At 62.4% G+C, this 20,499-nt stretch carries 22 protein-coding genes and 2 pseudogenes; 14 read left to right on the top strand and 10 right to left on the bottom strand.

Annotated elements, in window-relative coordinates:
• The first annotated feature begins 1 nt into the window (after position 1).
• The 3 genes from lolD (at position 2) to queF (ending at position 2,906) form a co-directional block, all read left to right on the top strand.
• Entirely contained in the window at positions 2–685 is a 684-nt protein-coding gene (gene lolD / locus HB675_RS09040) for a lipoprotein-releasing ABC transporter ATP-binding protein LolD (RefSeq protein ID WP_213877836.1), read from the top strand.
• Positions 685–1,929: a lipoprotein-releasing ABC transporter permease subunit gene (locus tag HB675_RS09045; protein WP_213877837.1), complete on the top strand. Its 1,245-nt coding sequence runs from the start codon at positions 685–687 to the stop codon at positions 1,927–1,929. The genes lolD and HB675_RS09045 overlap by 1 nt, the downstream gene beginning before the upstream one ends.
• Positions 1,930–2,075: 146 nt before the next feature.
• On the top strand, positions 2,076–2,906 hold the full coding sequence (queF, locus tag HB675_RS09050) for an NADPH-dependent 7-cyano-7-deazaguanine reductase QueF (protein ID WP_213877838.1): 831 nt from the start codon (positions 2,076–2,078) through the stop codon (positions 2,904–2,906).
• A 3-nt stretch (positions 2,907–2,909) separates the two neighbouring features.
• Here queF and HB675_RS09055 read toward each other — a convergent pair whose 3' ends face one another.
• On the bottom strand, positions 2,910–3,173 hold the full coding sequence (locus HB675_RS09055; RefSeq protein WP_213877839.1) for a DUF4404 family protein: 264 nt from the start codon (positions 3,171–3,173) through the stop codon (positions 2,910–2,912).
• A gap of 106 nt (positions 3,174–3,279) precedes the next feature.
• Entirely contained in the window at positions 3,280–3,849 is a 570-nt protein-coding gene (locus tag HB675_RS09060) for a phosphonoacetaldehyde phosphonohydrolase-related protein (RefSeq protein WP_213877841.1), read from the bottom strand.
• Between the two features lie 202 nt (positions 3,850–4,051).
• Here HB675_RS09060 and HB675_RS09065 point away from each other — a divergent pair, with 202 nt between their 5' ends.
• Positions 4,052–4,753, top strand: coding sequence for a VacJ family lipoprotein (locus tag HB675_RS09065; RefSeq protein WP_213877843.1), 702 nt, complete (start codon positions 4,052–4,054; stop codon positions 4,751–4,753).
• Between the two features lie 66 nt (positions 4,754–4,819).
• On the opposite strand, the gene HB675_RS09070 is transcribed toward HB675_RS09065, so the two are convergent.
• On the bottom strand, positions 4,820–5,113 hold the full coding sequence (locus HB675_RS09070; RefSeq protein ID WP_213877850.1) for a PilZ domain-containing protein: 294 nt from the start codon (positions 5,111–5,113) through the stop codon (positions 4,820–4,822).
• 273 nt (positions 5,114–5,386) lie between these two features.
• On the opposite strand from HB675_RS09070, the gene rssB reads away from it, so the two are divergent.
• Together rssB and rssC are read left to right on the top strand one after the other, a co-directional pair.
• Positions 5,387–6,574 (top strand): two-component system response regulator RssB, encoded by a 1,188-nt coding sequence (gene rssB, locus HB675_RS09075; RefSeq protein ID WP_213877922.1) that lies wholly within the window; start codon positions 5,387–5,389, stop codon positions 6,572–6,574.
• Complete coding sequence (rssC, locus tag HB675_RS09080; RefSeq protein WP_213877852.1) at positions 6,571–7,053, top strand: anti-sigma factor antagonist RssC; 483 nt, start codon at positions 6,571–6,573, stop codon at positions 7,051–7,053. The genes rssB and rssC overlap by 4 nt, the downstream gene beginning before the upstream one ends.
• 72 nt (positions 7,054–7,125) lie before the next feature.
• Here the strand turns inward: rssC and tal are convergent, their stop codons facing one another.
• Both tal and dusA read right to left on the bottom strand, forming a co-directional pair.
• Complete coding sequence (tal, locus tag HB675_RS09085; RefSeq protein WP_213877854.1) at positions 7,126–8,055, bottom strand: transaldolase; 930 nt, start codon at positions 8,053–8,055, stop codon at positions 7,126–7,128.
• Between the two features lie 144 nt (positions 8,056–8,199).
• On the bottom strand, positions 8,200–9,213 hold the full coding sequence (gene dusA / locus HB675_RS09090) for a tRNA dihydrouridine(20/20a) synthase DusA (protein WP_213877856.1): 1,014 nt from the start codon (positions 9,211–9,213) through the stop codon (positions 8,200–8,202).
• A gap of 101 nt (positions 9,214–9,314) precedes the next feature.
• On the opposite strand from dusA, the pseudogene HB675_RS09095 reads away from it, so the two are divergent.
• Positions 9,315–10,038 (top strand): annotated as a pseudogene (locus HB675_RS09095) (site-specific integrase); the annotation flags it as partial.
• 9 nt (positions 10,039–10,047) lie between these two features.
• Here HB675_RS09095 and HB675_RS09100 read toward each other — a convergent pair.
• The 4 genes and pseudogenes from HB675_RS09100 to HB675_RS25785 form a co-directional block, all read right to left on the bottom strand.
• Positions 10,048–10,455: pseudogene (locus HB675_RS09100) on the bottom strand (phage baseplate assembly protein V); the annotation flags it as partial.
• A gap of 153 nt (positions 10,456–10,608) precedes the next feature.
• Positions 10,609–10,923, bottom strand: a complete 315-nt coding sequence (locus HB675_RS09105; protein ID WP_213877924.1) for a type II toxin-antitoxin system RelE/ParE family toxin — start codon at positions 10,921–10,923, stop codon at positions 10,609–10,611.
• Positions 10,883–11,125 (bottom strand): CopG family transcriptional regulator, encoded by a 243-nt coding sequence (locus HB675_RS09110; protein ID WP_213877858.1) that lies wholly within the window; start codon positions 11,123–11,125, stop codon positions 10,883–10,885. The genes HB675_RS09105 and HB675_RS09110 overlap by 41 nt, the downstream gene beginning before the upstream one ends.
• An 84-nt stretch (positions 11,126–11,209) precedes the next feature.
• Positions 11,210–11,404 (bottom strand): hypothetical protein, encoded by a 195-nt coding sequence (locus tag HB675_RS25785; RefSeq protein ID WP_345945756.1) that lies wholly within the window; start codon positions 11,402–11,404, stop codon positions 11,210–11,212.
• 14 nt (positions 11,405–11,418) lie between these two features.
• On the opposite strand from HB675_RS25785, the gene HB675_RS25790 reads away from it, so the two are divergent.
• Positions 11,419–11,643: an arginase family protein gene (locus HB675_RS25790; protein ID WP_345945757.1), complete on the top strand. Its 225-nt coding sequence runs from the start codon at positions 11,419–11,421 to the stop codon at positions 11,641–11,643.
• Positions 11,644–11,750: 107 nt separating this feature from the next.
• Positions 11,751–12,719 carry a hypothetical protein gene (locus tag HB675_RS09120; RefSeq protein WP_213877862.1) on the top strand — a complete coding sequence of 323 codons (969 nt, stop codon included), beginning with the start codon at positions 11,751–11,753 and terminating at the stop codon, positions 12,717–12,719.
• Between the two features lie 29 nt (positions 12,720–12,748).
• Here HB675_RS09120 and HB675_RS09125 read toward each other — a convergent pair whose 3' ends face one another.
• Complete coding sequence (locus HB675_RS09125; protein ID WP_213877864.1) at positions 12,749–14,632, bottom strand: methyl-accepting chemotaxis protein; 1,884 nt, start codon at positions 14,630–14,632, stop codon at positions 12,749–12,751.
• Between the two features lie 275 nt (positions 14,633–14,907).
• Here HB675_RS09125 and HB675_RS09130 point away from each other — a divergent pair, with 275 nt between their 5' ends.
• The 5 genes from HB675_RS09130 to HB675_RS09150 all read left to right on the top strand — a co-directional run bounded on the left by HB675_RS09130 (position 14,908) and on the right by HB675_RS09150 (position 20,429).
• Positions 14,908–16,311, top strand: coding sequence for an amidase family protein (locus HB675_RS09130; protein ID WP_213877926.1), 1,404 nt, complete (start codon positions 14,908–14,910; stop codon positions 16,309–16,311).
• 228 nt (positions 16,312–16,539) lie between these two features.
• Entirely contained in the window at positions 16,540–17,298 is a 759-nt protein-coding gene (locus HB675_RS09135; protein ID WP_213877866.1) for a DeoR/GlpR family DNA-binding transcription regulator, read from the top strand.
• Positions 17,276–18,556 carry a Zn-dependent hydrolase gene (locus tag HB675_RS09140; protein ID WP_213877868.1) on the top strand — a complete coding sequence of 427 codons (1,281 nt, stop codon included), beginning with the start codon at positions 17,276–17,278 and terminating at the stop codon, positions 18,554–18,556. Before HB675_RS09135 ends, HB675_RS09140 begins: the two co-directional genes overlap by 23 nt.
• Positions 18,553–19,497, top strand: coding sequence for an aminoglycoside phosphotransferase family protein (locus HB675_RS09145; protein WP_213877870.1), 945 nt, complete (start codon positions 18,553–18,555; stop codon positions 19,495–19,497). Before HB675_RS09140 ends, HB675_RS09145 begins: the two co-directional genes overlap by 4 nt.
• Positions 19,494–20,429 (top strand): choline kinase family protein, encoded by a 936-nt coding sequence (locus tag HB675_RS09150; protein ID WP_213877872.1) that lies wholly within the window; start codon positions 19,494–19,496, stop codon positions 20,427–20,429. Before HB675_RS09145 ends, HB675_RS09150 begins: the two co-directional genes overlap by 4 nt.
• Positions 20,430–20,499: the final 70 nt, after the last annotated feature.

Below are 20,499 nucleotides of genomic sequence, written 5' to 3' on the forward strand. Positions count from 1 at the left end.
CATGAACGAACAAGCAGTCTTGAGTTGCCGCAACCTGGGCAAGTCCTACGAGGAAGGTCCGGCGTCCGTGGTGGTGCTGGCCAATCTGCAGCTCGAGTTGCAGGCGGGCGAGCGAGTGGCCATCGTCGGCAACTCGGGTTCGGGCAAGAGCACCTTGCTCAACCTGCTGGGCGGACTGGACACGCCGAGCCAGGGCAGCGTCTGGCTGGCCGGTGAAGAGCTGTCGGCGCTCAATGAAAAAGCCCGCGGCTTGCTGCGCAATCGCTCGTTGGGCTTCGTCTATCAGTTTCACCACCTGTTGCCTGAGTTCACCGCGCTGGAAAACGTCTGTATGCCGCTGCTGATTGGCAAGGTCGCCATTCCCGAGGCGCGTCAGCGGGCCACGGCGCTGCTCGAACGCGTCGGCCTGGGGCACCGCCTGCAGCACAAACCGTCGGAATTGTCCGGTGGCGAGCGCCAGCGCGTGGCCATTGCTCGGGCGCTGGTCAATCGCCCCGGCCTGGTCATGCTCGACGAGCCTACTGGCAACCTCGATCACCACACCGCCCAAGGCATTCAGGACCTGATGCTGGAGCTCAGTGTTTCGCTGCGCACCGCGTTTCTGGTGGTGACTCACGACCTTAACCTGGCCCGGCAGATGGATCGCGTGCTGCGCCTGGAAGACGGCCAACTGGTGCCCCTCTGATGTTTCGCCCTCTCGCAATCTTTATCGGCGCGCGCTACACCCGCGCCAAGCGCCGCAACCACTTCATCTCGTTCATCTCCATGACCTCGATGATCGGTCTGGGCCTGGGTGTGCTGGCGATGATCGTGGTGTTGTCGGTCATGAACGGCTTCCAGCGCGAAATGAGCTCGCGGGTGCTGGGCATGGTGCCCCATGCGACCATCGCCGGGGTCAAGCCGCTCGACGATTGGCAGCCGGTGGCGGCCGCAGCCCTGAAGAATCCTGAGGTGCTGGCCGCAGTGCCGTTCACCGAAATGGACGGCATGTTGTCCTTCAAGGGGGCGATGCAGCCGATCCAGATCAGTGGTGTCGATCCGGCTCAAGAAGGCAAGGTGTCGATCGTGGCCGACCATATCACCCAAGGCAAGCTGGCAGATCTCAAGCCCGGCGAGTTTGGCGTGGTCATCGGCGATATCACCGCCCGGCGTTTCGGCCTGAGCATCGGCGACAAGCTGACCTTGATCGTGCCGGAATTGAGCGGCGCGCCAGGGGGTATCACTCCGCGGTTGCAGCGCCTCAACGTGGTGGGCGTGTTCAAGGTCGGTGCCGAACTGGACAGCTCCATGGCGCTGATCAACGTCGCCGACGCGGCGCAGATGCAGCACTGGGCGCCCAATCAGGTGCAAAGCGTGCGGCTCAAGCTCAAGGACCTGTACGCCGCGCCCCAGGTCTCGGCTGCGATTGCCGCCGGGCTGGGTGACCAGTACAAGGCGGACGACTGGACGCACACCCAGGGCAGCCTGTTCAGCGCGATGAAGATGGAAAAGACCATGATCGGGCTGCTGTTGCTGATGATTGTCGCTGTCGCCGCGTTCAACATCATCGCCACCTTGATCATGGTGGTGAACGACAAAGGCGCCGATATCGCGATCCTGCGCACCATCGGCGCGACGCCCCGGCAGATCATGACTATCTTCATCGTCCAGGGCACGGTGATTGGCGTGGTCGGTACTTTGATCGGGGGTGTCCTGGGGGTGATCGCAGCGCTCAATGTCAGCCAGATGGTGGGCTGGGTCGAGCGGGTCACCGGTGAGCATATCTTTACCTCCGATGTGTACTTCATCAGCAACCTGCCTTCGCAGTTGCAATGGCCTGATGTGGCGCTGATCTGCAGCGCTGGCCTGATCATGAGCTTTTTGGCAACCATCTACCCGGCCTGGCGAGCGGCGCAGATCGAGCCGGCCCATGCGTTGCGGTATTCCTGATTGCGCTCGGTGACAGGTACGCACTGATTTTGCAGGGTCGAGCTTGCTCGGTCCTGCAGGTGCAGTGGAGCGTTCCTTGACAGCTTTTGCAGTCCTCGGCCCAAACCCGATAAACTTCCCCTCGTTCATCCAGTCAGGTTTTTGCCATGCACCCCGCAGCCGAACATTCGCCGTTGGGCAAATCCAGCGAATACATCGCTACCTATACGCCTTCCTTGCTGTTTCCCATTCCGCGCGCCACCAAATGGGCCGAGTTGGGGCTGACTGCCGAGACCCTGCCTTATAAAGGCGTGGATTTCTGGAATTGCTTCGAGCTGTCCTGGCTGCTGCCTTCCGGCAAGCCTGTGGTGGCCATCGGTGAATTCAGCATCCCTGCAGATTCGCCCAACATCATCGAGTCGAAGTCCTTCAAGCTCTATCTCAACTCGCTGAACCAGACGGCGTTCACCAGTACGTCCGAGCTGTCAGCATGCCTGGAGCGTGATCTGAGTGCGGCTGCTGGCAAGTCCGTGGGCGTACGCGTGCGCGGTCTGGCTGAAGTACAGGCCGAAGGCGTCGTGGCCATGCCCGGGACTTGTATCGATGACCTGGACATCACGGTCAGCAGCTACGAGCATCCGCAGCCGGAACTTTTGCGCTGCGACGCAGATCGCGTGGTGGAAGAGCATGTGTACAGCCATCTGCTCAAATCCAACTGCCCGGTGACCAGCCAGCCCGACTGGGGCAGCGTCGGTGTCCACTACCGGGGTGCTGCGCTCGACCACGCCAGCCTGTTGGCCTACTTGGTGAGCTTTCGTCAGCATTCGGATTTTCATGAACAGTGCGTGGAGCGGATCTTCATGGACCTGCAGCGCCTGCTCAAGCCGCAGACGCTGACCGTATTTGCGCGCTATGTGCGACGCGGTGGGTTGGACATCAACCCTTATCGCAGTACCGAAGCGGTGAATCCCGACAACGCGCGACTGGTCCGGCAGTAATGCCTAGACGCCAATGCTGCCGAGGGTCTGCATGATGTTGCGCAGGCTCATGGCCAGGCTCGGGTGACTGACCTCGAAGCGCTCGACCGCCAGGTTGATCCCGGTGCTGATGTCGTTCTCGCCGACGGCAGACTCCAGTTCGATTCGGGCTTGGATCTGTGCCATCAGTTCGTGCAGCTCCACGCGTTCCTGATCAGACAGCGGTGGATTTTGTTCCAGTTGTTCGCGCAGTTCGATCAGTTGTTGTTGCAGTTCGGCGGCAGCCATGACGATTTTCCTTTCGATAATGATCACTGCATCGGACCACAGGCCCAGGGTAAAGGTCCCAGGCAAGCCTAGTGCCTGAGTGAGTTCGGCGTCTGGCAAAGTTGTATCAGGGCTTTTCGCCCTTGGCGCGACGCGAGCCGATGTCTTCCAGGCAGCTGTCCAGTTCTTCAAGGTGATCGATGACCGAGTGGACACCCAGCTTGAACAGCTCCAGGGTCACTTTGCCGCGCTTGAGGTCGCGCGCATGGGGCGTCAGCGCCAGCCACTCGACATTCGCCAGGCCTGCACGAGCTCCGCAGGAGGCCAGGCCCACGGTCCACAGCCCGGCTGCCAGGGCGGCCTGCAGCAAGCGCGGCTCGCCGCTGACCAGCAGACAGCCGTCAAGCCGCGTGGCGCCCAGGGTGATCAGCGCTCGCCAGCAACTGGCGGGAGAGGGCCAGGGGGCCTCCCCCGGGAGGCGATTGCACCCCGTGACCCAGTCAGGCAACGCGGCGCTGCGCCGCCGGGCCGTCTCACTCTCAAGTTCATCGATCCAGGCACATGGCACCTTTTCTCCATGGAGACGCTCCAATAGCTGGGCAGCGCCAGGCATCAGGCGATCGGCATCGTCCACAAGGCAGTCACCAAGGCCCAGTAGAATGGCGGTCAATGGGGGAAAAGCAGCGGTTTCAGGCATATCGACATTCCCTGGATGACCGCTGAGCATAAGTCCCTGCCGTGACAGCTTTGTGACGGTTAGACGACACTGCAACAGAAAATGTCCAGCAGGCAAATACTTAGCTGCCTAAACACTTTGCATCGCTTTATACTGAGGCACTTTATCAGGGCATCGCCCTGGCGCGGGCAGGCTGCCCGTCAACCTTTCTGGGAGTATGTTTATGCACGTGTTCGGATCAGGTTCGCTCTATCGACTGGCTCGGGCCTGTCTGTTTGCTAGTGCGGTGCTATTGCCCATGGCTGCCCACGCGGCCGACAGCGACCCGTGGGAAGGCGCCAACCGGGCGATCTTCCGCTTCAACGATACGCTGGACACCTACACCCTCAAGCCTATCGCCAAGGGCTACCAGTGGATCACGCCGCAGTTCGCCCAGGATGGCATCCACAACTTCTTCCAGAACATCGGGGATGTCGGCAACCTGGTCAACGACGCCTTGCAGGCCAAGCCTCGTGCGGCGGGTATCGATACTGCCCGGCTGATCTTCAACACCACCTTCGGTGTGCTGGGCTTCATCGACGTAGGTACCCGTATGGGCTTGCAGCGCAACAATGTCGACTTCGGTGTGACCCTGGGTCACTGGGGCGTGCCAAGCGGTCCTTACGTCGTGTTGCCGTTCTTCGGCCCCAGCACCGTGCGTGACGCCATCGGCAAGGTGCCTGACGCTTATACCCAACCCTACCCCTACATGGACAACATTCCGGCCCGTAACTGGATGCTGGGCGTGAACCTGATCGACACTCGTGCCAGCCTGTTCGCGGCCGAGAAGATGGTCACCGGCGACCGCTACTCGTTCATCCGCAATGCATTCCTGCAGAACCGCGAGTACAAGGTCAAGGACGGTCACGTCGTCGACGATTTCTGATCGACGTTCGTTGTGACACAAAAAAAGGCGACCTTATCGGTCGCCTTTTTCAGTTGGCCGGGGTCTTCAGTTCACGTTGACCAGGCCGAGCAATTGGCCGCCGGTATCGCTGGTCTTGGTCCAAATGACTCTGGCCTTGGCCTTCAGGCCGTCCAGGTTCGGGTTGTGAGAGGGCACGTATACATCGACGATATCCCCCGTCGAGAGGGTGGTGGGCGCGTCCAGTTGGAAGCCGGTGCTGGAAAGATCACGGCAGGTCGCTTGGACAGGCTTGCCTTCTACCGTCAGCGTGACTTTGGCATCGACGGTCATGCGAATGAAATCGCGTTTTTCGTCGTAATTGTGATCGGTAAGGCTCATGGGTTACGTCCTGTGTTTTGGTCTCGGTACAAGGTGTTTTTATAACTCCCGGTGATTTGTCGTGTAAAGACGTAAAGCGACCATCGGCCGATGCTTGAAACGCCAGGCGGATGGGAGTACCGTCTGCGCCTTATAGGGCACCTCCGATATTTCGCGTGCAGGGCTTTTTGCCCCCCATGCCAAGTGGAAGAGAGGCTAGAAGTGAATCCAGTAAGTGCTCCTGGGCAACACCAGGCCGCCTACGCCACCCAATTTCTGGCGCCGTTTGCCCACATGCAGAAACCCAGTGCCACGCTGCTGATAATCGATGACGACGATGTAGTGCGCGCGAGTCTCGCGGCCTACCTGGAAGACAGCGGTTTCACCGTCCTGCAGGCCAACAACGGCTTGAAGGGGCTGGAGGTATTCGAGCAGCAACAGCCGGACCTCGTGATATGCGACCTGCGCATGCCCCAAGTAGGCGGCCTGGAGCTGATTCGCCAGGTCACCGAGCGTTCACCGCAGACCCCCGTGATCGTTTTGTCCGGCGCCGGCGTCATGAACGACGCGGTCGAGGCGTTGCGCCTCGGTGCCTCGGACTACCTGATCAAGCCGCTGGAAGACCTCGCGGTGCTGGAGCACTCTGTGCACCGCGCGCTGGATCGCTCTCACCTGATGGTGGAAAACCAGCGCTATCGACAGAAGCTGGAAACCGCCAACCGCGAGCTCGAGGCCAGCCTGCACCTGTTGCAGGAAGACCAGACCGCCGGTCGGCAAGTGCAGATGAACATGCTGCCCGAAAGCCCTTGGAGCACTGCCGGGCTGAACTTCGAGCACCAGATCATCCCGTCGTTGTACCTCTCGGGAGATTTCGTTGACTATTTCCGTGTCGACGAGCATCGGGTGGCGTTCTACTTGGCCGACGTCTCGGGCCATGGCGCCTCGTCGGCATTCGTGACCGTTCTGCTGAAATTCATGACCACACGTCTGATGTTCGAGTCCCGACGTGGTGGCAGCATGCCACAATTCAAACCCTCGGACGTGCTGGGGCACATCAACCGCGGGTTGATCAACACGAAGCTGGGCAAGCATGTCACCATGGTCGGCGGCGTAATTGACGAAACAACCGGTAAATTGACCTACAGCATTGGCGGTCACCTGCCGTTACCTGTGTTGTACACACCGAACAAAGGTGTGAGTTATCTGCAAGGGCGCGGTCTGCCAGTGGGGTTGTTCAACGAAGCGACCTATACTGACCTTGTGATCGACCTGCCCGAAGCTTTCAGCCTGACGTTGTTTTCCGATGGCATCCTGGACCTTCTCCCAGGTGAGACACTGAAAGACAAAGAAGCAGCATTGCCTGTGATAGTCGATGCCGCCGGTGGCAGCCTGGACGGTCTGCGCCGCAAGTTTGGATTGGCCACGCTAGGGGAGATGCCGGATGATATCGCCCTCATGGTGTTGAGCAGGAACCTTGAATGAGTACTGGTAGAATCCAGTTCGCCGAACAAAGCGGGACGTTCGTCCTGAAATTTGTCGGCGAAGTTCGCCTGACCTTGTGTTCGGCGTTGGATGCAACGATTGAAAAGATCTTCACTGCCCTGAATTTTTCGGCAATCGTCATCGACTTGACCGAAACTCGCAGCATCGACAGCACCACGCTGGGCCTCCTGGCCAAGCTGTCGATTCTGTCCCGGCAGAAAGTGGGTCTGTTACCGACGGTCGTGACGACTCACGAGGACATCACGCGCCTGTTGTCTTCCATGGGCTTCGACCAGGTATTCAACATCGTTGATCGTCCCATCCCTTGCACTGAGTGCCTCACCGATCTGCCGTCCCAGGACCAGAACGAAGACATCGTCAAAGCCAAAGTGCTGGAAGCCCACAAGATCCTCATGGGCCTCAACGATTCCAATCGTGACGCGTTCCACGACCTGGTCAACGCCCTCGAGCGCAGCTGATCTGCATTCGGGCCTGACGGGCATAAAAAAGGGCGGCTCCCGAAGGAGCCGCCCTTTTTCGTTGCCATAAGCTTACTTGACCTTGGCGGCCAGCAACGCTTCCAGCTTTTCCTGGTCCCGCGCGAACTGGCGGATGCCCTCGGCCAGTTTCTCGGTGGCCATGGCGTCTTCGTTGGAGGCCCAGCGGAACTGCGCTTCGTTCAGCGTCTGACGCGGCTCGCCTGGGTTACCCGGCTTGAGTTTCTGCGCCAAGGTGCCTTCGTCGTCGGACAACTTTTGCAGCAGATCCGGGCTGATGGTCAGGCGGTCGCAACCGGCCAACTGTTCGATCTGGTTCAGGTTGCGAAAGCTCGCGCCCATGACCACGGTCTTGTAGTCATTGGCCTTGTAGTAGTTGTAGATGCGCGTCACCGACTGCACGCCCGGATCTTCCGCGCCGGTGTAATCCTGGCCGGTGGACTTCTTGTACCAGTCGTAGATACGGCCCACGAACGGCGAAATCAGGAACACGCCGGCATCGGCGCAGGCTTGGGCCTGGGCGAAGGAGAACAGCAGGGTCAGGTTGCATTGGATGCCTTCCTTCTCCAACTTCTCGGCCGCGCGAATACCTTCCCAGGTCGAAGCCAGCTTGATCAACACGCGGTCACGGCTGATGCCGGCCTTGTCATACAGATCGATCAACTGATGAGCCTTGCCCAGCAGCGCCTTCTCGTCGAACGACAACCGTGCATCCACCTCGGTGGAAATACGCCCCGGAATCACCTTGAGAATACCGCCGCCCACGGCCACCGCGAAACGGTCGCACGCCAGGCCCAGATCGCCTTTTACATCGGTGATCGCATCATCCAGATGCGGGGCATAGCTGGCGATGGAAGCGGCCTTGAGCAGCAGGGAAGGATTGGTGGTCGCGTCGACCGGCTTGAGCTTGGTGATCGCTTCGAGGTCGCCGGTGTCGGCCACCACGGTGGTGATTTTCTTGAGTTGTTCCAGCTTCGAAGTCATGAGCGTGCTCTGTCCTGTGCGGATGGATGACATTACTCCAGCAGTGGGCGTCGCTCAAGTGAACTGAGACATCGCGCACATTGCTGGAGAGAATTAAAGACGGACTCTCTATCTGAGTGGCCAATGGGCCCCAGGTTCCCGCCCTTAACGCCCCTCGAGCAATTCGCCGGCCTGGTCCAGCAGCGCCAGCGGCTGCGGATGCTTGTGAATGTCCACTGAGAGCATCTGGCGAAACTTGCGCGCCCCCGGAAAACCCGTGCCCAGGCCCAGCATGTGCCGAGTGATGTGGTGCATGTTACCGCCATCGGCCAGATGCGCCGCAATATAGGGCCGCATGCGGGCCAGGGCTTCGCTGCGGCTGACCACCGGTGTCTGCGAGCCGAACAGCAGGCTGTCCACCTGCGCCAGCACATAAGGGTTGTGGTAAGCCTCACGGCCCAGCATCACGCCATCGAACGTCTGCAGATGAGTCTGGCACTCTTCCAGGGTCTTGATGCCGCCGTTGAGGATGATCTCCAACTGAGGAAAGTCCTTCTTCAGTTGCGCCGCCACGTCATAGCGCAAGGGCGGAATATCGCGGTTCTCCTTGGGCGACAGTCCTTCCAGAATCGCGATACGGGCATGCACGGTAAAACTGCGGCAACCGGCGGCTTCTACCTGACCGACGAAATCGCACAGCTCGGCATAGCTGTCTCGGCCGTTGATGCCGATGCGGTGCTTGATCGTGACCGGAATCGATACCGCGTCGCGCATGGCCTTGACGCAGTCCGCTACCAGCGCGGGATGGCCCATGAGGCAGGCGCCGATCATGTTGTTCTGCACCCGGTCGCTGGGGCAGCCGACGTTGAGGTTGACCTCGTCGTAGCCGTGCTCCTGGGCCATGCGGGCGCAGGTCGCGAGGTCGGCTGGGGTACTGCCGCCGAGCTGCAGGGCGATGGGGTGCTCGGCTTCGTCGTAGCGCAGGAAGCGGTGGCTGTTGTCGCCGTGGATCAGCGCGCCCGTGGTGACCATTTCGGTATAGAGCAGGGCGTTGGTGGAGAGTTGGCGCAGGAAGTAGCGGCAGTGGCGGTCTGTCCAATCCATCATGGGCGCAACGGAGAACCGCCTGGAAGGCTCAGGCTTTATGCTCTGCGGGTTTGAGGCAATATTCTGTACCATTTTACTCTACGCGTTTTAGGCCGTTTTCAGGCGTTTCAGGCCGTTTTTCGAGGGCTACTGGTACAATGTACCAGTCGATAATTGAATTGTACCAGTTGACCATGGCCACGATCAGAGCACGCAAACGTACCGATGGCAGCATCAGCTACACCGCCCAGATACGTCTGATCCGTGATGGCCAGCAAGTCTACCAAGAGAGCCAGACCTTCGCCCGCAAACAGGCTGCCCAGGCTTGGACCAAGAAGCGCGAAACCGAACTGAACCAGCCGGGTGCCATTGAGCGCGCCCACCGCAAGGTCAACACCGTCAAGGATATGATTGATCGCTACCTGGTCGAGCTCGAAAGGGCGCGTCCCTTGGGCAAAACCAAGCGCGGCACGCTACTGATGATCAGCCAGACCTACCTGGGCAAACTCCTCGATCACGAAATCAACAGCCAGCACCTGGTCGAATTTGCCCTCTGGCGCATGAGCCCTGCAGGCGGCACCGTCAAACCCCAGACAGCCGGTAACGACCTGGCCCACCTCGGCGCGGTTCTCTCCATCGCCAAGCCCGCCTGGGGCTACGAGGTCGACCCCCACGCCATGGCCGACGAACTCGACAAGCTGCTCAGTCACTTCCAGAGCATCCAGGCCTACCGCCCCACCTCGCTCAACATGCTCGAGGTCGCCGCCTTCGCCATCTTCTCCACCCGCCGGCAGGAAGCAATCACCCGCATCCGCTGGGCCGACCTCGACGAAGCCAACAGCCGCATCCTGGTGCGCGACATGAAAAACCCGGGCCAAAATTGGCAACGACGTCCGGTGCCACTTGCCAGCCGAGGCGTTGGCCTTCTACCTTGCCGGTGATGAGTGGGTTGCCGGTTTGGGTGTAGTCGCCCTGGTGGCGGATCGGGCCGGTGATGTTGATCCCGCCGTCGCTGACCAGGTCCGTGGTGCCTCCGGCAGTGAGGACCGCGCGCAGGTGGTGGACCTCACTGTCGTACTCGATGACCACAGGCCCGTGAGGACGACGCCGTGGCTGAGTTGGCCGGAGGGGCTGATGAGCAGGACTTGTTCGCCTTGGGCGGGCGGGTCCCATTCCTGGTCGGCGCCGGCGCGGGGGGGCTAGCCAGGGGAGCCAGGTAGTGGTTAGGGCGCCGGTTTTGACTTGCACGCGCGGGGGCTTCATCTAGACGGCGGCGATGGTGCCGTAGCGGATGAGGTTTTCCAGGAGGCGGGTTAGGCTGGAGAGGGTTGTCATGCGCCGATGATGCAGAGTGCAAGGGCTGCATGCACGGGTGCAGGGATGTACGCTATGTAGTTACAACGAGACGGTCGAGCTGCCAGCCGGGCGGCAACCGTACAGATGACTACAACCGCAGGTCTGGGATGTTGTGCCCTGACGACTTGGAGATCACCATTTGGTTCGTGGCCGTTGCCGGGTATGGACAATAGTCAGAACCTGCAAGCGATAGTCACGTACTCGATAGACGATGATGTAGGGCCAATCAGGAACCGCCCATTCCCGGGTGTCTTTGATTCGACCTTCACGGCCCATGGCCGGAAACTTTACGAGTGTATCGACGCTGGCGTAAATGACATCGACCAGGGCGTCAGCCGCCTTTGGGTTGTCGAGCGCGATGTAGGCAGCCTCATCCGTGAGCTTGCGTGTTGCACGACCCAGCCACTCAACCCGCGTCGGTGCCCCAGCGCTTGGCTCGAAGCGCAGCTACTTCTTCGTCGGTAGCGAACAGTCCATCGTTCGCTTCTTGCACGGCGCGCTCGATTTCCTGGGTAACCTCGCGTTCATGGGCGATGTAGTCGCGCAGGACATCTACGGCCAGAAAATCAGGGTTTTGACCACTGTTTCGTGCCAAATCAGCCAGCGATGTGGACACATCTTCCGGCAAATTGAGGGATTTACCCGTCATATGGACCTCAGGCAAAAGGACTTGTAAAGACGCATATTACACCCTCAATCGGTCAGGTAAGTGAGCAGGCTGTCGCGAATGGTTTCAAGTTCGGCAGTGGTCAGCCCTGGTAATCGGCGTCGCTGGTATGCCACCAGCGGTCCGTGACGGTCCACCCGGTCCCGCAGCCCGTACTGGCCGCTGCTGACTCCGGCGCAACGTCTGCGCAATGGACCTCAACATCCGCCGCCGCTCCGGCCCCGTCGGCCGCTGCAGCAGATGTCCGGCCCAATCCTCCAGCGCCGTCGTTCGACATCGATGCCATCGACCCGGCCTATGTACCGGGCGCGGGTGCCCACGAGCCGGGCGGCATCAGCTCGGCCCAGGCCCTGGAGATGGTCGAACTGCTGGCACCCCATTGCGCGGCCATGACCATCACCGAGGTCAACCCGACCACAGACGTGGGGGACATGACCTCCACGCTGGCCGCGTACCTGGCGTTTACCTTTGCGGTGTACGGCAGTCAGCGGGCGTCCTGAGCTTTTATTGGACGCTTGCTAATCAATAGAGGACTTTGGAAGTTGGTGAGTCCGGATTCAGGGGCTTACCGTAGCAACTCCTTTTGCGTTTCTCCGGGAGTTGCCCCATGAATAACTTGATCAACCTGGCCCGCCACCTGCCCATCGGCGAGCCCGTGCCGGCACTGTCCATCAGTCGGGTCGTTCTCGCCGCCCCACGTCGCGGCCTGCCGCTGGAGCTGCGCCTGACGGCACCGGCAGTCGGTGATGATCTGCCGATCCTGCTGCTGTCCCACGGGCATGGTCCGTCTCTCTATACCCCGTCCAAGGACGGCTACGGGCCGCTCGCCAACTTTCTGGCCGAGCAGGGTTTCGTGGTCATCCAGCCGACCCACTTGAACTCCAAGGTCGCCGGGTTGGGTGCCGACGCCCCGGGAGCCCCGTTGTTCTGGCGCTCGCGGGTCGAGGACATGAGCTTGATCATCGATCAGCTCGACGAGATCCAGGCCCAGGCACCCTTCGTGGCCGGACGCTGGAACAAGGCGCGTATCGCGGCGCTGGGCCACTCCCTCGGCGGGCAAACGGTCGGCATGTTGCTTGGCGCGCGGCTGAACGATCCCCAGGACCCGGCAGCCACCAACGTGAACCTCTTCGAGCCGCGGATCAAGGCCGGCGTGCTGCTGGCACCGCCGGGCAATGGCGGGGCCGACCTGAGCGCATTTGCTGCCGAGCATTATTCGGCGCTGAATCCGGACTTTTCCCACATGGTCACGCCGACCTTGGTGGTCACCGGTGACAGCGATGCTTCGCCTCATCTCACCGTGCGAGGCGTGGACTGGCACGCCGATGCCTACCACTGCAGCCCAGGGCGCAAAACCCTGCTGGTATTGACCGGCGGCAAGCATGGGCTGGGCGGGGTCGCCGGTTACGACGCGGCAGAGACCGATGACGAAAACCCGGACCGGCTGGCAGCAACGCAACGCCTGACCGCCGCGTACCTGCGTTCGGCGTTGACAGGCGATGACGGGGCATGGGCCCAGGCCTGTGAAGCCCTGAGCGGTTCAGCGTCGGCGCTGGGGCATGTCGAGAGCAAGTAAGCGTCTGCGAACGGGCTGCGCCGGCGGATTCAGAGAATAAACCGCGCCACGACCCCATTCAGATCCCGAGCATGATCCTGCAGCGAGCGCGACTGGGCTTCGGCGCTCAGCGAGCCTTCTACCAGGTCTTCGCCCAGGGTCTTGATCGTGACCACGTTGTGGGTGATCTCTTCGGTCACGGCCGACTGTTCTTCGGCGGCCGAGGCGATCTGCTGGGACATGCCGGATATCTCGTCCACGGCCTGGGTAATTTCCTCCAGCGATGCGTACGCCAGTTGCGCATCGGCCACGCTGCGTTCGGCCAGCCCGGTGCTGGTGCCCATGCGCGCCACGGCATCCTGGGTGATGCGCTGGATATTGGCCACGGTGCTCTGGATCGACTTGGTCGACTCCTGGGTGCGTTGCGAGAGCATCCGCACTTCGTCGGCCACCACGGCAAAGCCGCGTCCGTGCTCACCGGCGCGGGCTGCTTCAATGGCGGCATTGAGGGCCAGCAGGTTGGTCTGCTCGGCGATGCCCTGAATAGTGGTCAGCAGGCCGGTGATGGCCTGTGAATAGTCGCTCAACTCACGCACCACGCCGGTGGCGGTGTTGATCTCGCCGGACAGGTCGACGATGGAATCCTGGGTCTTGCGCACCAGTTGCAGACCCTTGAGGGTGCTCACTGACGACTGCTGCGCGGAGGCGGCAGTGCGTTCGGCGTTGCCGGCGATTTCCTGGGTCGCCGAGGCCATTTCGGTCACGGCGGTGGCCACCAGGTTCAGTTCCTGCTGCAGGCGTTCCAGGCTCTTGGCCGCGTCACTGCTGCGGTGCAGCACGTGAGTGGACTCTTCACCGATCTTCTCGGACTGTTGGCGCACGTGGCTGATCAAGGTGTGCAGGCTGCCGACAAACTGGTTGAAGTGCTGGCCCAGGTCACCCACTTCGTCCTGTGACTGCTGGGGGACGCGCTGGGTCAGGTCGCCGTCGCCGCTGGCGATCACCTGCAAGCCCTTGGACATGGCGCCTAGCGGACGCAACAGCCACACGCAAAGGGCGTTGACCACCAGCAACGACAGCACCAGGATCACCGCCAGTGTGGCCAGGCTGTGCCACAGGCTGCTGTGCAAGGGTGCAAGCAGCAGGCCATTGTCGAGCACCAGCACCAGCTTTTCTTGCTGGTGATTGATCTGGATCACGTAGAGGCGCTCGTCGCGGTCGTTGAGCAGATAGCGTGCGCCGTCGCTGGCCGCCAGGTCGTTCAGCACGCTCGGGGTCAGGGCGGGGTAGCGGCTGTCGACGGCTTTGTCCAGGGCGCCGGCGTCGTTATGGCCCAGGATCACCCCGTCGCGGTCGACGAAAAAGGCCGAGCCGTTGCCCGGCAATTTGATCTGTTTGAGTTGCGCGAGTATCTCGCTCATGCTCACGTCGGCCCCCAGCACGCCCAAGGTTGTGCCGTTAGCGGCGAGGACCTTGCCCAGCGACAGCACGAAGCTCTGCGTGGCGGCGGCGATGGAGGGGGTGGAAAAATACACGTCGTTGGTTTTGAGCAGGGCTTGCTGATACCACTTCCAGCGGCGCGGGTCATTGTTGTCCGCCGGCAGCGCTACGCCATTGGCGTTGATCTGGGTGCCGTCCGGGCGGGCGAGAAAGACGTTGTCGAAGCCGCCGGCGATTTTCGCTTGCTGGATCTGGAAAGGCAGGTCGGCTGCATTCCCCGTAGACGTCACCGAGGCCATCGCCTGTTGCTTGCTGGTGAGCCAGTAACTGATGTTGCCGGCGAAGACTTTGCCGGTGTTGCTCACCTGGTCGGCGATGTTGGTTTCCAGCGTGCTGCTGCTCTCCAGGTAGTGGGTCAGGGTCAGGGCAGAGCCCACCACCAACAAAGCGGCGCTGGTGCACAGGGCGAGTTTTTTTCCGAGGGTGAGTTTCATTTTCGTTCCGGGTCGATTGGGTGCCCAAGGGCAGGCGAGCACCCAGATATTGAGGTATCGGCCGCTGACGGCAAATCTGCAGGCCAGCGGTTGTTCGTCCCTGGGCTGTAGGGCACGGCCTCTCCTCCATACCTCCAAATACCCAAACCCCACAGAATCCATAAATATCCCACAATTACCACTTGACGCTCATCCCCCTGAACCGTTTAACTACGCCCATCGCTTCCACCCGATGAGCCTTTCCGCGAATGAGCCAGAAACCCGACTACGCCGCCATGCCCGACGTGCTGCAAGCCGTCGCGCAGATCCGTGACGGACGGCTGACCTCCGTGGCGCTGGTGGAGCAATGCCTGAATTCCATAAAGGCCAACAATGCCACACTCAATGCCTTCGGTGATGTCTATGCCGAAGCGGCCCTCGACCACGCTCGCCAGCTGGATGCCCTAGCCGAGCGCGGCCAGTTTGCCGGCCCGTTGCATGGCGTACCCTTTGGCATCAAGGACCTGTTCCATGCCGCCGGCCTGCGCACGACACGGGGCTCGTTGACGGCGCTCGATCACGTGCCGACCCAGGACGCGCCGATCATCGAGCGGCTTAAAAAGGCCGGCGCCATCCTCCTTGGCAAAACCGCGACCACCGAATTCGGCTGGACTGGCGCCAGTACCTCGCGGGTCTTCGGCGACGGTCGCACGCCCTGGGACCCTGCGCTTGGCAGCGGCGGCTCAAGCTCGGGCTCGGCGATTGCCACGGCGGCGCGCATGGTGCCGGCGGCGCTGGGGTCGGACGGCGGTGGTTCGGTGCGGATCCCCAGCGCCTTCTGCGGCACCTTCGCGCTGAAGGGCTCGCTAGGGCGGATTCCCACCTGGCCGTGGTCGGCCACCGAGATGCTCAGCCATGCCGGCCCCATCACCCGCACCGTGCGTGACAGTGCGTTGTTGTTCGATGTGCTGTCCGGCCCGGACGCGCGGGATCATCAAGCCTTGCCGGCACCGGACGAATCCTTCCTGAGCCGCTGTGATCAGCCCTTGCGCCCGTTGCGCGTGGCTTATTGCCCGACCTTGTTCGACACGCCGGTGGACCCGGTGGTGGCCTCTATCGTCGAGTCGGCCGTGAACAGCCTGGCCCACGGTCTGCCCGTCGAAATCGAGCGCTTGACCCTGGACTGGCACGACCCGCTGGCCACCTTCGAAACCTTGTGGGTGGCCGGTCGCGGCATCGCCTACGGCAAGAGCCTGAAGGGTCGGGAAAGCGAGTTGGACCCAGGTTTCGCCCACTTGATCGAACGCGCCCAGGGCTACGACCTGAGCGACTACCTGACCGCGAACCAGCAACGCGCGGTATTCGCCCACCACGTGCACGCGCTGTTCGAGCGCTATGACCTGCTGTTGACGCCGACCTTGCCGATCATGCCGTTCCCGGCGCACCTCACCGGCCCGGCAGACAGCCACGACGGCGGCGACAGCGCCGTGGCCTGGGCGCGTTGGACGCCGTTTACCTACCCGTTCAACCTCTCCGGCAACCCGGCAGCCAGCCTGCCCTGTGGCTGGAGCGCGGAGGAGCTGCCGGTGGGCCTGCAAGTGATCGGCCCCCGGCATGCCGACGCCCAGGTCCTGCAATTCTGCGCAGCAGTCGAGGCCTTGCTGCCGTGGGCCGATCGCTTGCCACCGATGCTGCGGTAAACCGAAACACACGGAGCCGGCTCATCAGAAGCCAGCCCGGGGCAAGACCTTTTCCAATCTGCCTTTCATCGTCTTCACGTGTGAAAGGGCCGTTCCATGGCGTCATCCCTGCAAGCCTCACTCCGCCGCGTTAGCCGTATTCCGGGCCCTCGGCGGCCGCGTGCGCGTGGCTTGCAGAGGCCGAGTCGCTACACTGGTCGCCTTTCTTCCGAGCGGAATTGCCACGCCATGCTGAACCAGCCACGTCTTGACGAAATCATGCGCCTGATCACTTTGCACCAGCGGGTCAAGGCCACCGATCTGGCGCAGTCGATGCACGTCTCGGAAGAAACCGTGCGCCGCGACCTCAAGCATCTAGAGGAAACCGGCAAGCTGCGCCGTATCCACGGTGGCGCCATCCTGCCCAAACCCAACGAAGAGCAGCCATTTCAGGTGCGCAACCGCATCCAGACCAAGGCCAAGACGCGTTTGGCGGCCTGCGCCGCCGAGCAGGTGGAGGAGGGTATGGCGCTGTTCCTCGACACCGGCACTACGACCCTGGCTCTGGCCCAGCAACTGACCCGCTTCAGCGAATTGCGGGTCATCACCAATTCCCTGGACATCGGTCTGTTGCTGACCCAGCACAGTGACAACCAGGTGCTGATGACCCCTGGCGATGTCCGCCGCAACGACAACGCCTTGATCGGCCCGCACACCTTGGCCTTTGCCGCCCAGTTTCACTACGACATCGCCTTCATGGGCATTGGCGCGGTGGACCTGGCGCTGGGCTTGATGGACTACGAAGAGCCTGAAGCCCATCTGCGCCGGGTGCTCGCTGCCCATTGCCGCAAAAGCGTGATGCTGGCCGATGATGCCAAGTTCGGGCACCGCACCTTTATCAACACCCTGCCGTTTTCGGCGGTGGACCGGCTGGTGACCAACCGTCCGCCGTCCGCCGACTTTATTCGCTGTCTGGAGTCCGCCCATGTCGAGCTTTTCCACCCCTGATATCGTCACGGCCGATGCCGCCGACCTTGCCGCCTTCGATGCGTTGTTCGTGCAGAGCTCGGCCATCGGCGCCACTGCCAAGGGCGGCCTGCACCGGCTGGCGGCGTCGGCCGAAGACGGTGCTATGCGGGATGCCTTTTGCGCCTGGCTGCGCGAGCGGGATTTCGAGGTGCGCATCGATGCGGTCGGCAATGTGTTCGGCTTGCTCACCTTCGACCCTGAAGCACCCTACGTCGTGTGCGGCTCTCATCTGGACAGCCAGCCTAACGCCGGTCGTTTCGACGGGATCTACGGGGTGCTGGCCGGCGCGGTCAGCGTGGCCAGCGTCGCCCGGCAACTGCGCGAGCGTGGCGAAACACCGGCCTTCAACCTCGCCGTGGTCAACTGGACCAACGAGGAGGGTGCACGCTTTCAACCCAGCCTGATCGGCAGCAGCGCCTTCATGGGCAGCCTGTCGGTGGACGATGCCCTGGCCGCTCGTGATGGCGACGGCATCACTTTGGGCCATGCCCTGGAGCTGATCGGTTATCGCGGTGACGGCATGCTGAACCTGCCCATCGCGGCCTACCTGGAACTGCACGTGGAACAAAGCACCCATCTGGAAAGCCAAGGCCTGGCCATTGGGGTGGTCCGCGAGACCTGGGCGGCATTGAAGTGGCGCGTGCGCTTCGACGGCGAACAGAACCACACCGGTCCTGCGCCCATGGCGGTGCGCCGTGACGCCTTGCTGGCGGCGGCCCATGCGATTGTGGCGGTGCGCGCCGAGTCGGCGCTGCATGGCTTGCAGATGCACAGTTCAGTGGGACGCCTGGAAGTGCAGCCCAACTCGCCCAATGTGGTGCCGGCGCTGACCCGGCTGCTGGTGGAATACCGGTCACCGTCGGTGCAACTGCTGGCCGAGGCCGGCGAGCGCCTGCGGGCGACCCTCGATTCGATCGCCACCAGCACCGGCACGGGCTTCACCCTTGAAAGCGAGCTGCTGCGCGAGCCGAGCCGCCTGCACGACGGCCTCAGCGAACTGGCCCTGGCCACCTGCGCCGAGCTGGGGCTGGCGGCCGAGAACAGCGTCACCGTGGCCGGTCACGATGCGATCAGTGTCAGCCGACGCTACCCGGTCAGCCTGCTGTTCGTGCCGAGCCGTGGCGGGTTGTCCCACAACGAGGCCGAGTTTACCGAGAGCGCGGATCTGCATCGCGGGCTGGAGCTGTTGACGTCCTTGCTCTATCGCGCCTGCTGCCAGCCGGATCGCTATCTATGAGCGGCGTGATCCAGCGTTTGCAGGCTGCCCTGGCGACGGCGGGGGCCCAGCAGGTCAGCCTCGGCGAGCACACCCAGGGTGTGGCGTCGCCCATGCGCCATGCCTGCGAATGGGCCGGTTTTTTCGTCAATACCGATGCCGGTCCCTTCTACGCCAAGGTGTTGCACGACGACATGCGCCCGCTGATCGATTTCGACCGCAGCGTGCTCGCCACCCGCTGCGCCGCCGAGGCCGGGGTGACGCCGGCGGTACGGCTGGCCGATGCCGAGCAGGGCGTGTTGCTGTTGGATGCCTTGCCCGCCGAACAATGGCATTGGGCGCGGCCCGATGCCCTGCAGGACACGGCACGGCTGGCTGCGCTCTGGCAGTTGAAGCGTGCCGTGCACAACGGCCCGTCCCCCGACTTTTCCCGCTCGCCCGCAGCCGACATCCAGCGCTTGCAGGCCTTGTGTCAGACAGCCGCGATCACGGTCGGCGACGACCACCCGTGGCTCGCTGAATGCGTCGCCTTGGCGGCTACCGCCTTGTTGGGCGCGCAAGCCGAGTCCCGTCCGCTCCACGGCGATGGCCTGGCCGGCAACGTGATGATCAATGCTCAGGGCCAATTGCGGCTGCTGGACTTCGACCGTGGTGGCTGCGGCGACCCTTGGTACGACGTGGCCACCGTGCTCAACGAGCTGTACCCCTTCGAGCCCCAGTGGCGCGCGGGAATCGCCCAATGGAGCGGTGCCGCGAGGGATGCCGATTACGCTCGCTGCCGCCTGTACGCGCTGCTGGATGACTGGTACTGGACCTTGTGGGGGCTGTGGGCCGGCGTCGTGTCGAGTCGGCCGCTGGAGTTTTCCAAGGTCGGCCAATGGACCCTGTTGCGCTGTCGCATGACGGTGCGCGAGCCGCGTTTCGAAAGCTGGTTGCGTCAAGTACAAGGAGCCGTGTCATGAAGCGACTGGGCGAAGCAAGCACCACGGCCGAGCGCCAGCTGGAGCAAGCCATTCTCGGCCATGCTGCCTGGGCCGGGCGCAGCGCCAGTTACGCGCCGGTCAGCGGCGGAATCTCCAACACCAACTACCGGGTGTCCATCGAAGGTGCGCCCACGGCCTATTTCTTCAAGGTGCCGGGGCAGGGCACCGAGATGTTCATTGATCGGCGCACCGCCCACGACGCCAGCCTGAAAGCGGCGGCCACCGGTTACGGCGCGCCGGTGGTGGCGTTTCTCGAAGCCCAGGGCGTCGAGGTGTTCGAGTTCATGGAAGGGTGGCGGGCCTCGTCCAACCGCGACTTCCTCGACCGTGATGTGCGCCACAAGGCGCTGCACGGCCTCAAGGCCTTCAACGACCAGCCGTTGCTGGTGCAGACCAAGACTGCCTTCGACATGATTGACGAGCACCAGCGGCAGGTGCAGCAATTGGGCGGTCGCCAGCCCGATGATCACGCCTGGCTCGACCGCCAGTACCGCCGCGCCCGCCAAGCCCTGGAGGCCTCGGGCATCGACTTGGCACCGTGCATGAACGACACCCTGGCGGGCAACTTCATGCTCAACGATGTCGGTGATGTGCGGCTGGTGGATTTCGAATACGCCTCCAACAACGACCGGCACTACGAACTGGCCCTGTGGTTCGGCGAGATGTTCTTCGCGCAAGACATGGAGCTGGCCTTGCTGGAGGACTATTTCGGCAGCGTCACCCCGCAGATCCAAGCGCGAGTATGGGTCAACAAGGCCTTGGCCGACCTCAAGTGGTCGACCTGGGCGATGGTTCAGCATGCGGTGTCGCAGCTGGATTTCGACTTCTACAAATACGGCGCGCTCAAGCACATGCGCGCCCGCAGCGTGATTCAGGATTCGCGCTGGGAGACGTGGCTGCGTCAGGTCTGAAGCCCCGGAAAAAGGTGTCGAGTACCCCGCAGAGGGTGCCCACCGGTGATGTTGAACACTTACGGCCTGA

The sequence above is a fragment of the Pseudomonas sp. dw_358 genome (assembly GCF_018449655.1).
Lineage (GTDB): Bacteria > Pseudomonadota > Gammaproteobacteria > Pseudomonadales > Pseudomonadaceae > Aquipseudomonas.

Bases quoted from the DNA above. Each gene is read 5' to 3' on its own strand.
- HB675_RS09130 (WP_213877926.1), top strand. From the start codon at position 14,908: ATGCCCGACGTGCTGCAAGCCGTCGCGCAGATCCGTGACGGACGGCTG.
- lolD (WP_213877836.1), top strand. From the start codon at position 2: ATGAACGAACAAGCAGTCTTGAGTTGCCGCAACCTGGGCAAGTCCTAC.
- HB675_RS09120 (WP_213877862.1), top strand. From the start codon at position 11,751: ATGAATAACTTGATCAACCTGGCCCGCCACCTGCCCATCGGCGAGCCC.
- HB675_RS09110 (WP_213877858.1), bottom strand. From the start codon at position 11,125: ATGACGGGTAAATCCCTCAATTTGCCGGAAGATGTGTCCACATCGCTG.
- HB675_RS09070 (WP_213877850.1), bottom strand. From the start codon at position 5,113: ATGAGCCTTACCGATCACAATTACGACGAAAAACGCGATTTCATTCGC.
- rssB (WP_213877922.1), top strand. From the start codon at position 5,387: ATGCAGAAACCCAGTGCCACGCTGCTGATAATCGATGACGACGATGTA.
- HB675_RS09140 (WP_213877868.1), top strand. From the start codon at position 17,276: ATGTCGAGCTTTTCCACCCCTGATATCGTCACGGCCGATGCCGCCGAC.
- HB675_RS09045 (WP_213877837.1), top strand. From the start codon at position 685: ATGTTTCGCCCTCTCGCAATCTTTATCGGCGCGCGCTACACCCGCGCC.
- tal (WP_213877854.1), bottom strand. From the start codon at position 8,055: ATGACTTCGAAGCTGGAACAACTCAAGAAAATCACCACCGTGGTGGCC.
- dusA (WP_213877856.1), bottom strand. From the start codon at position 9,213: ATGGTACAGAATATTGCCTCAAACCCGCAGAGCATAAAGCCTGAGCCT.
- HB675_RS09060 (WP_213877841.1), bottom strand. From the start codon at position 3,849: ATGCCTGAAACCGCTGCTTTTCCCCCATTGACCGCCATTCTACTGGGC.
- HB675_RS09135 (WP_213877866.1), top strand. From the start codon at position 16,540: ATGCTGAACCAGCCACGTCTTGACGAAATCATGCGCCTGATCACTTTG.
- queF (WP_213877838.1), top strand. From the start codon at position 2,076: ATGCACCCCGCAGCCGAACATTCGCCGTTGGGCAAATCCAGCGAATAC.
- HB675_RS09145 (WP_213877870.1), top strand. From the start codon at position 18,553: ATGAGCGGCGTGATCCAGCGTTTGCAGGCTGCCCTGGCGACGGCGGGG.
- HB675_RS09065 (WP_213877843.1), top strand. From the start codon at position 4,052: ATGCACGTGTTCGGATCAGGTTCGCTCTATCGACTGGCTCGGGCCTGT.
- HB675_RS09055 (WP_213877839.1), bottom strand. From the start codon at position 3,173: ATGGCTGCCGCCGAACTGCAACAACAACTGATCGAACTGCGCGAACAA.
- HB675_RS09125 (WP_213877864.1), bottom strand. From the start codon at position 14,632: ATGAAACTCACCCTCGGAAAAAAACTCGCCCTGTGCACCAGCGCCGCT.
- rssC (WP_213877852.1), top strand. From the start codon at position 6,571: ATGAGTACTGGTAGAATCCAGTTCGCCGAACAAAGCGGGACGTTCGTC.
- HB675_RS09150 (WP_213877872.1), top strand. From the start codon at position 19,494: ATGAAGCGACTGGGCGAAGCAAGCACCACGGCCGAGCGCCAGCTGGAG.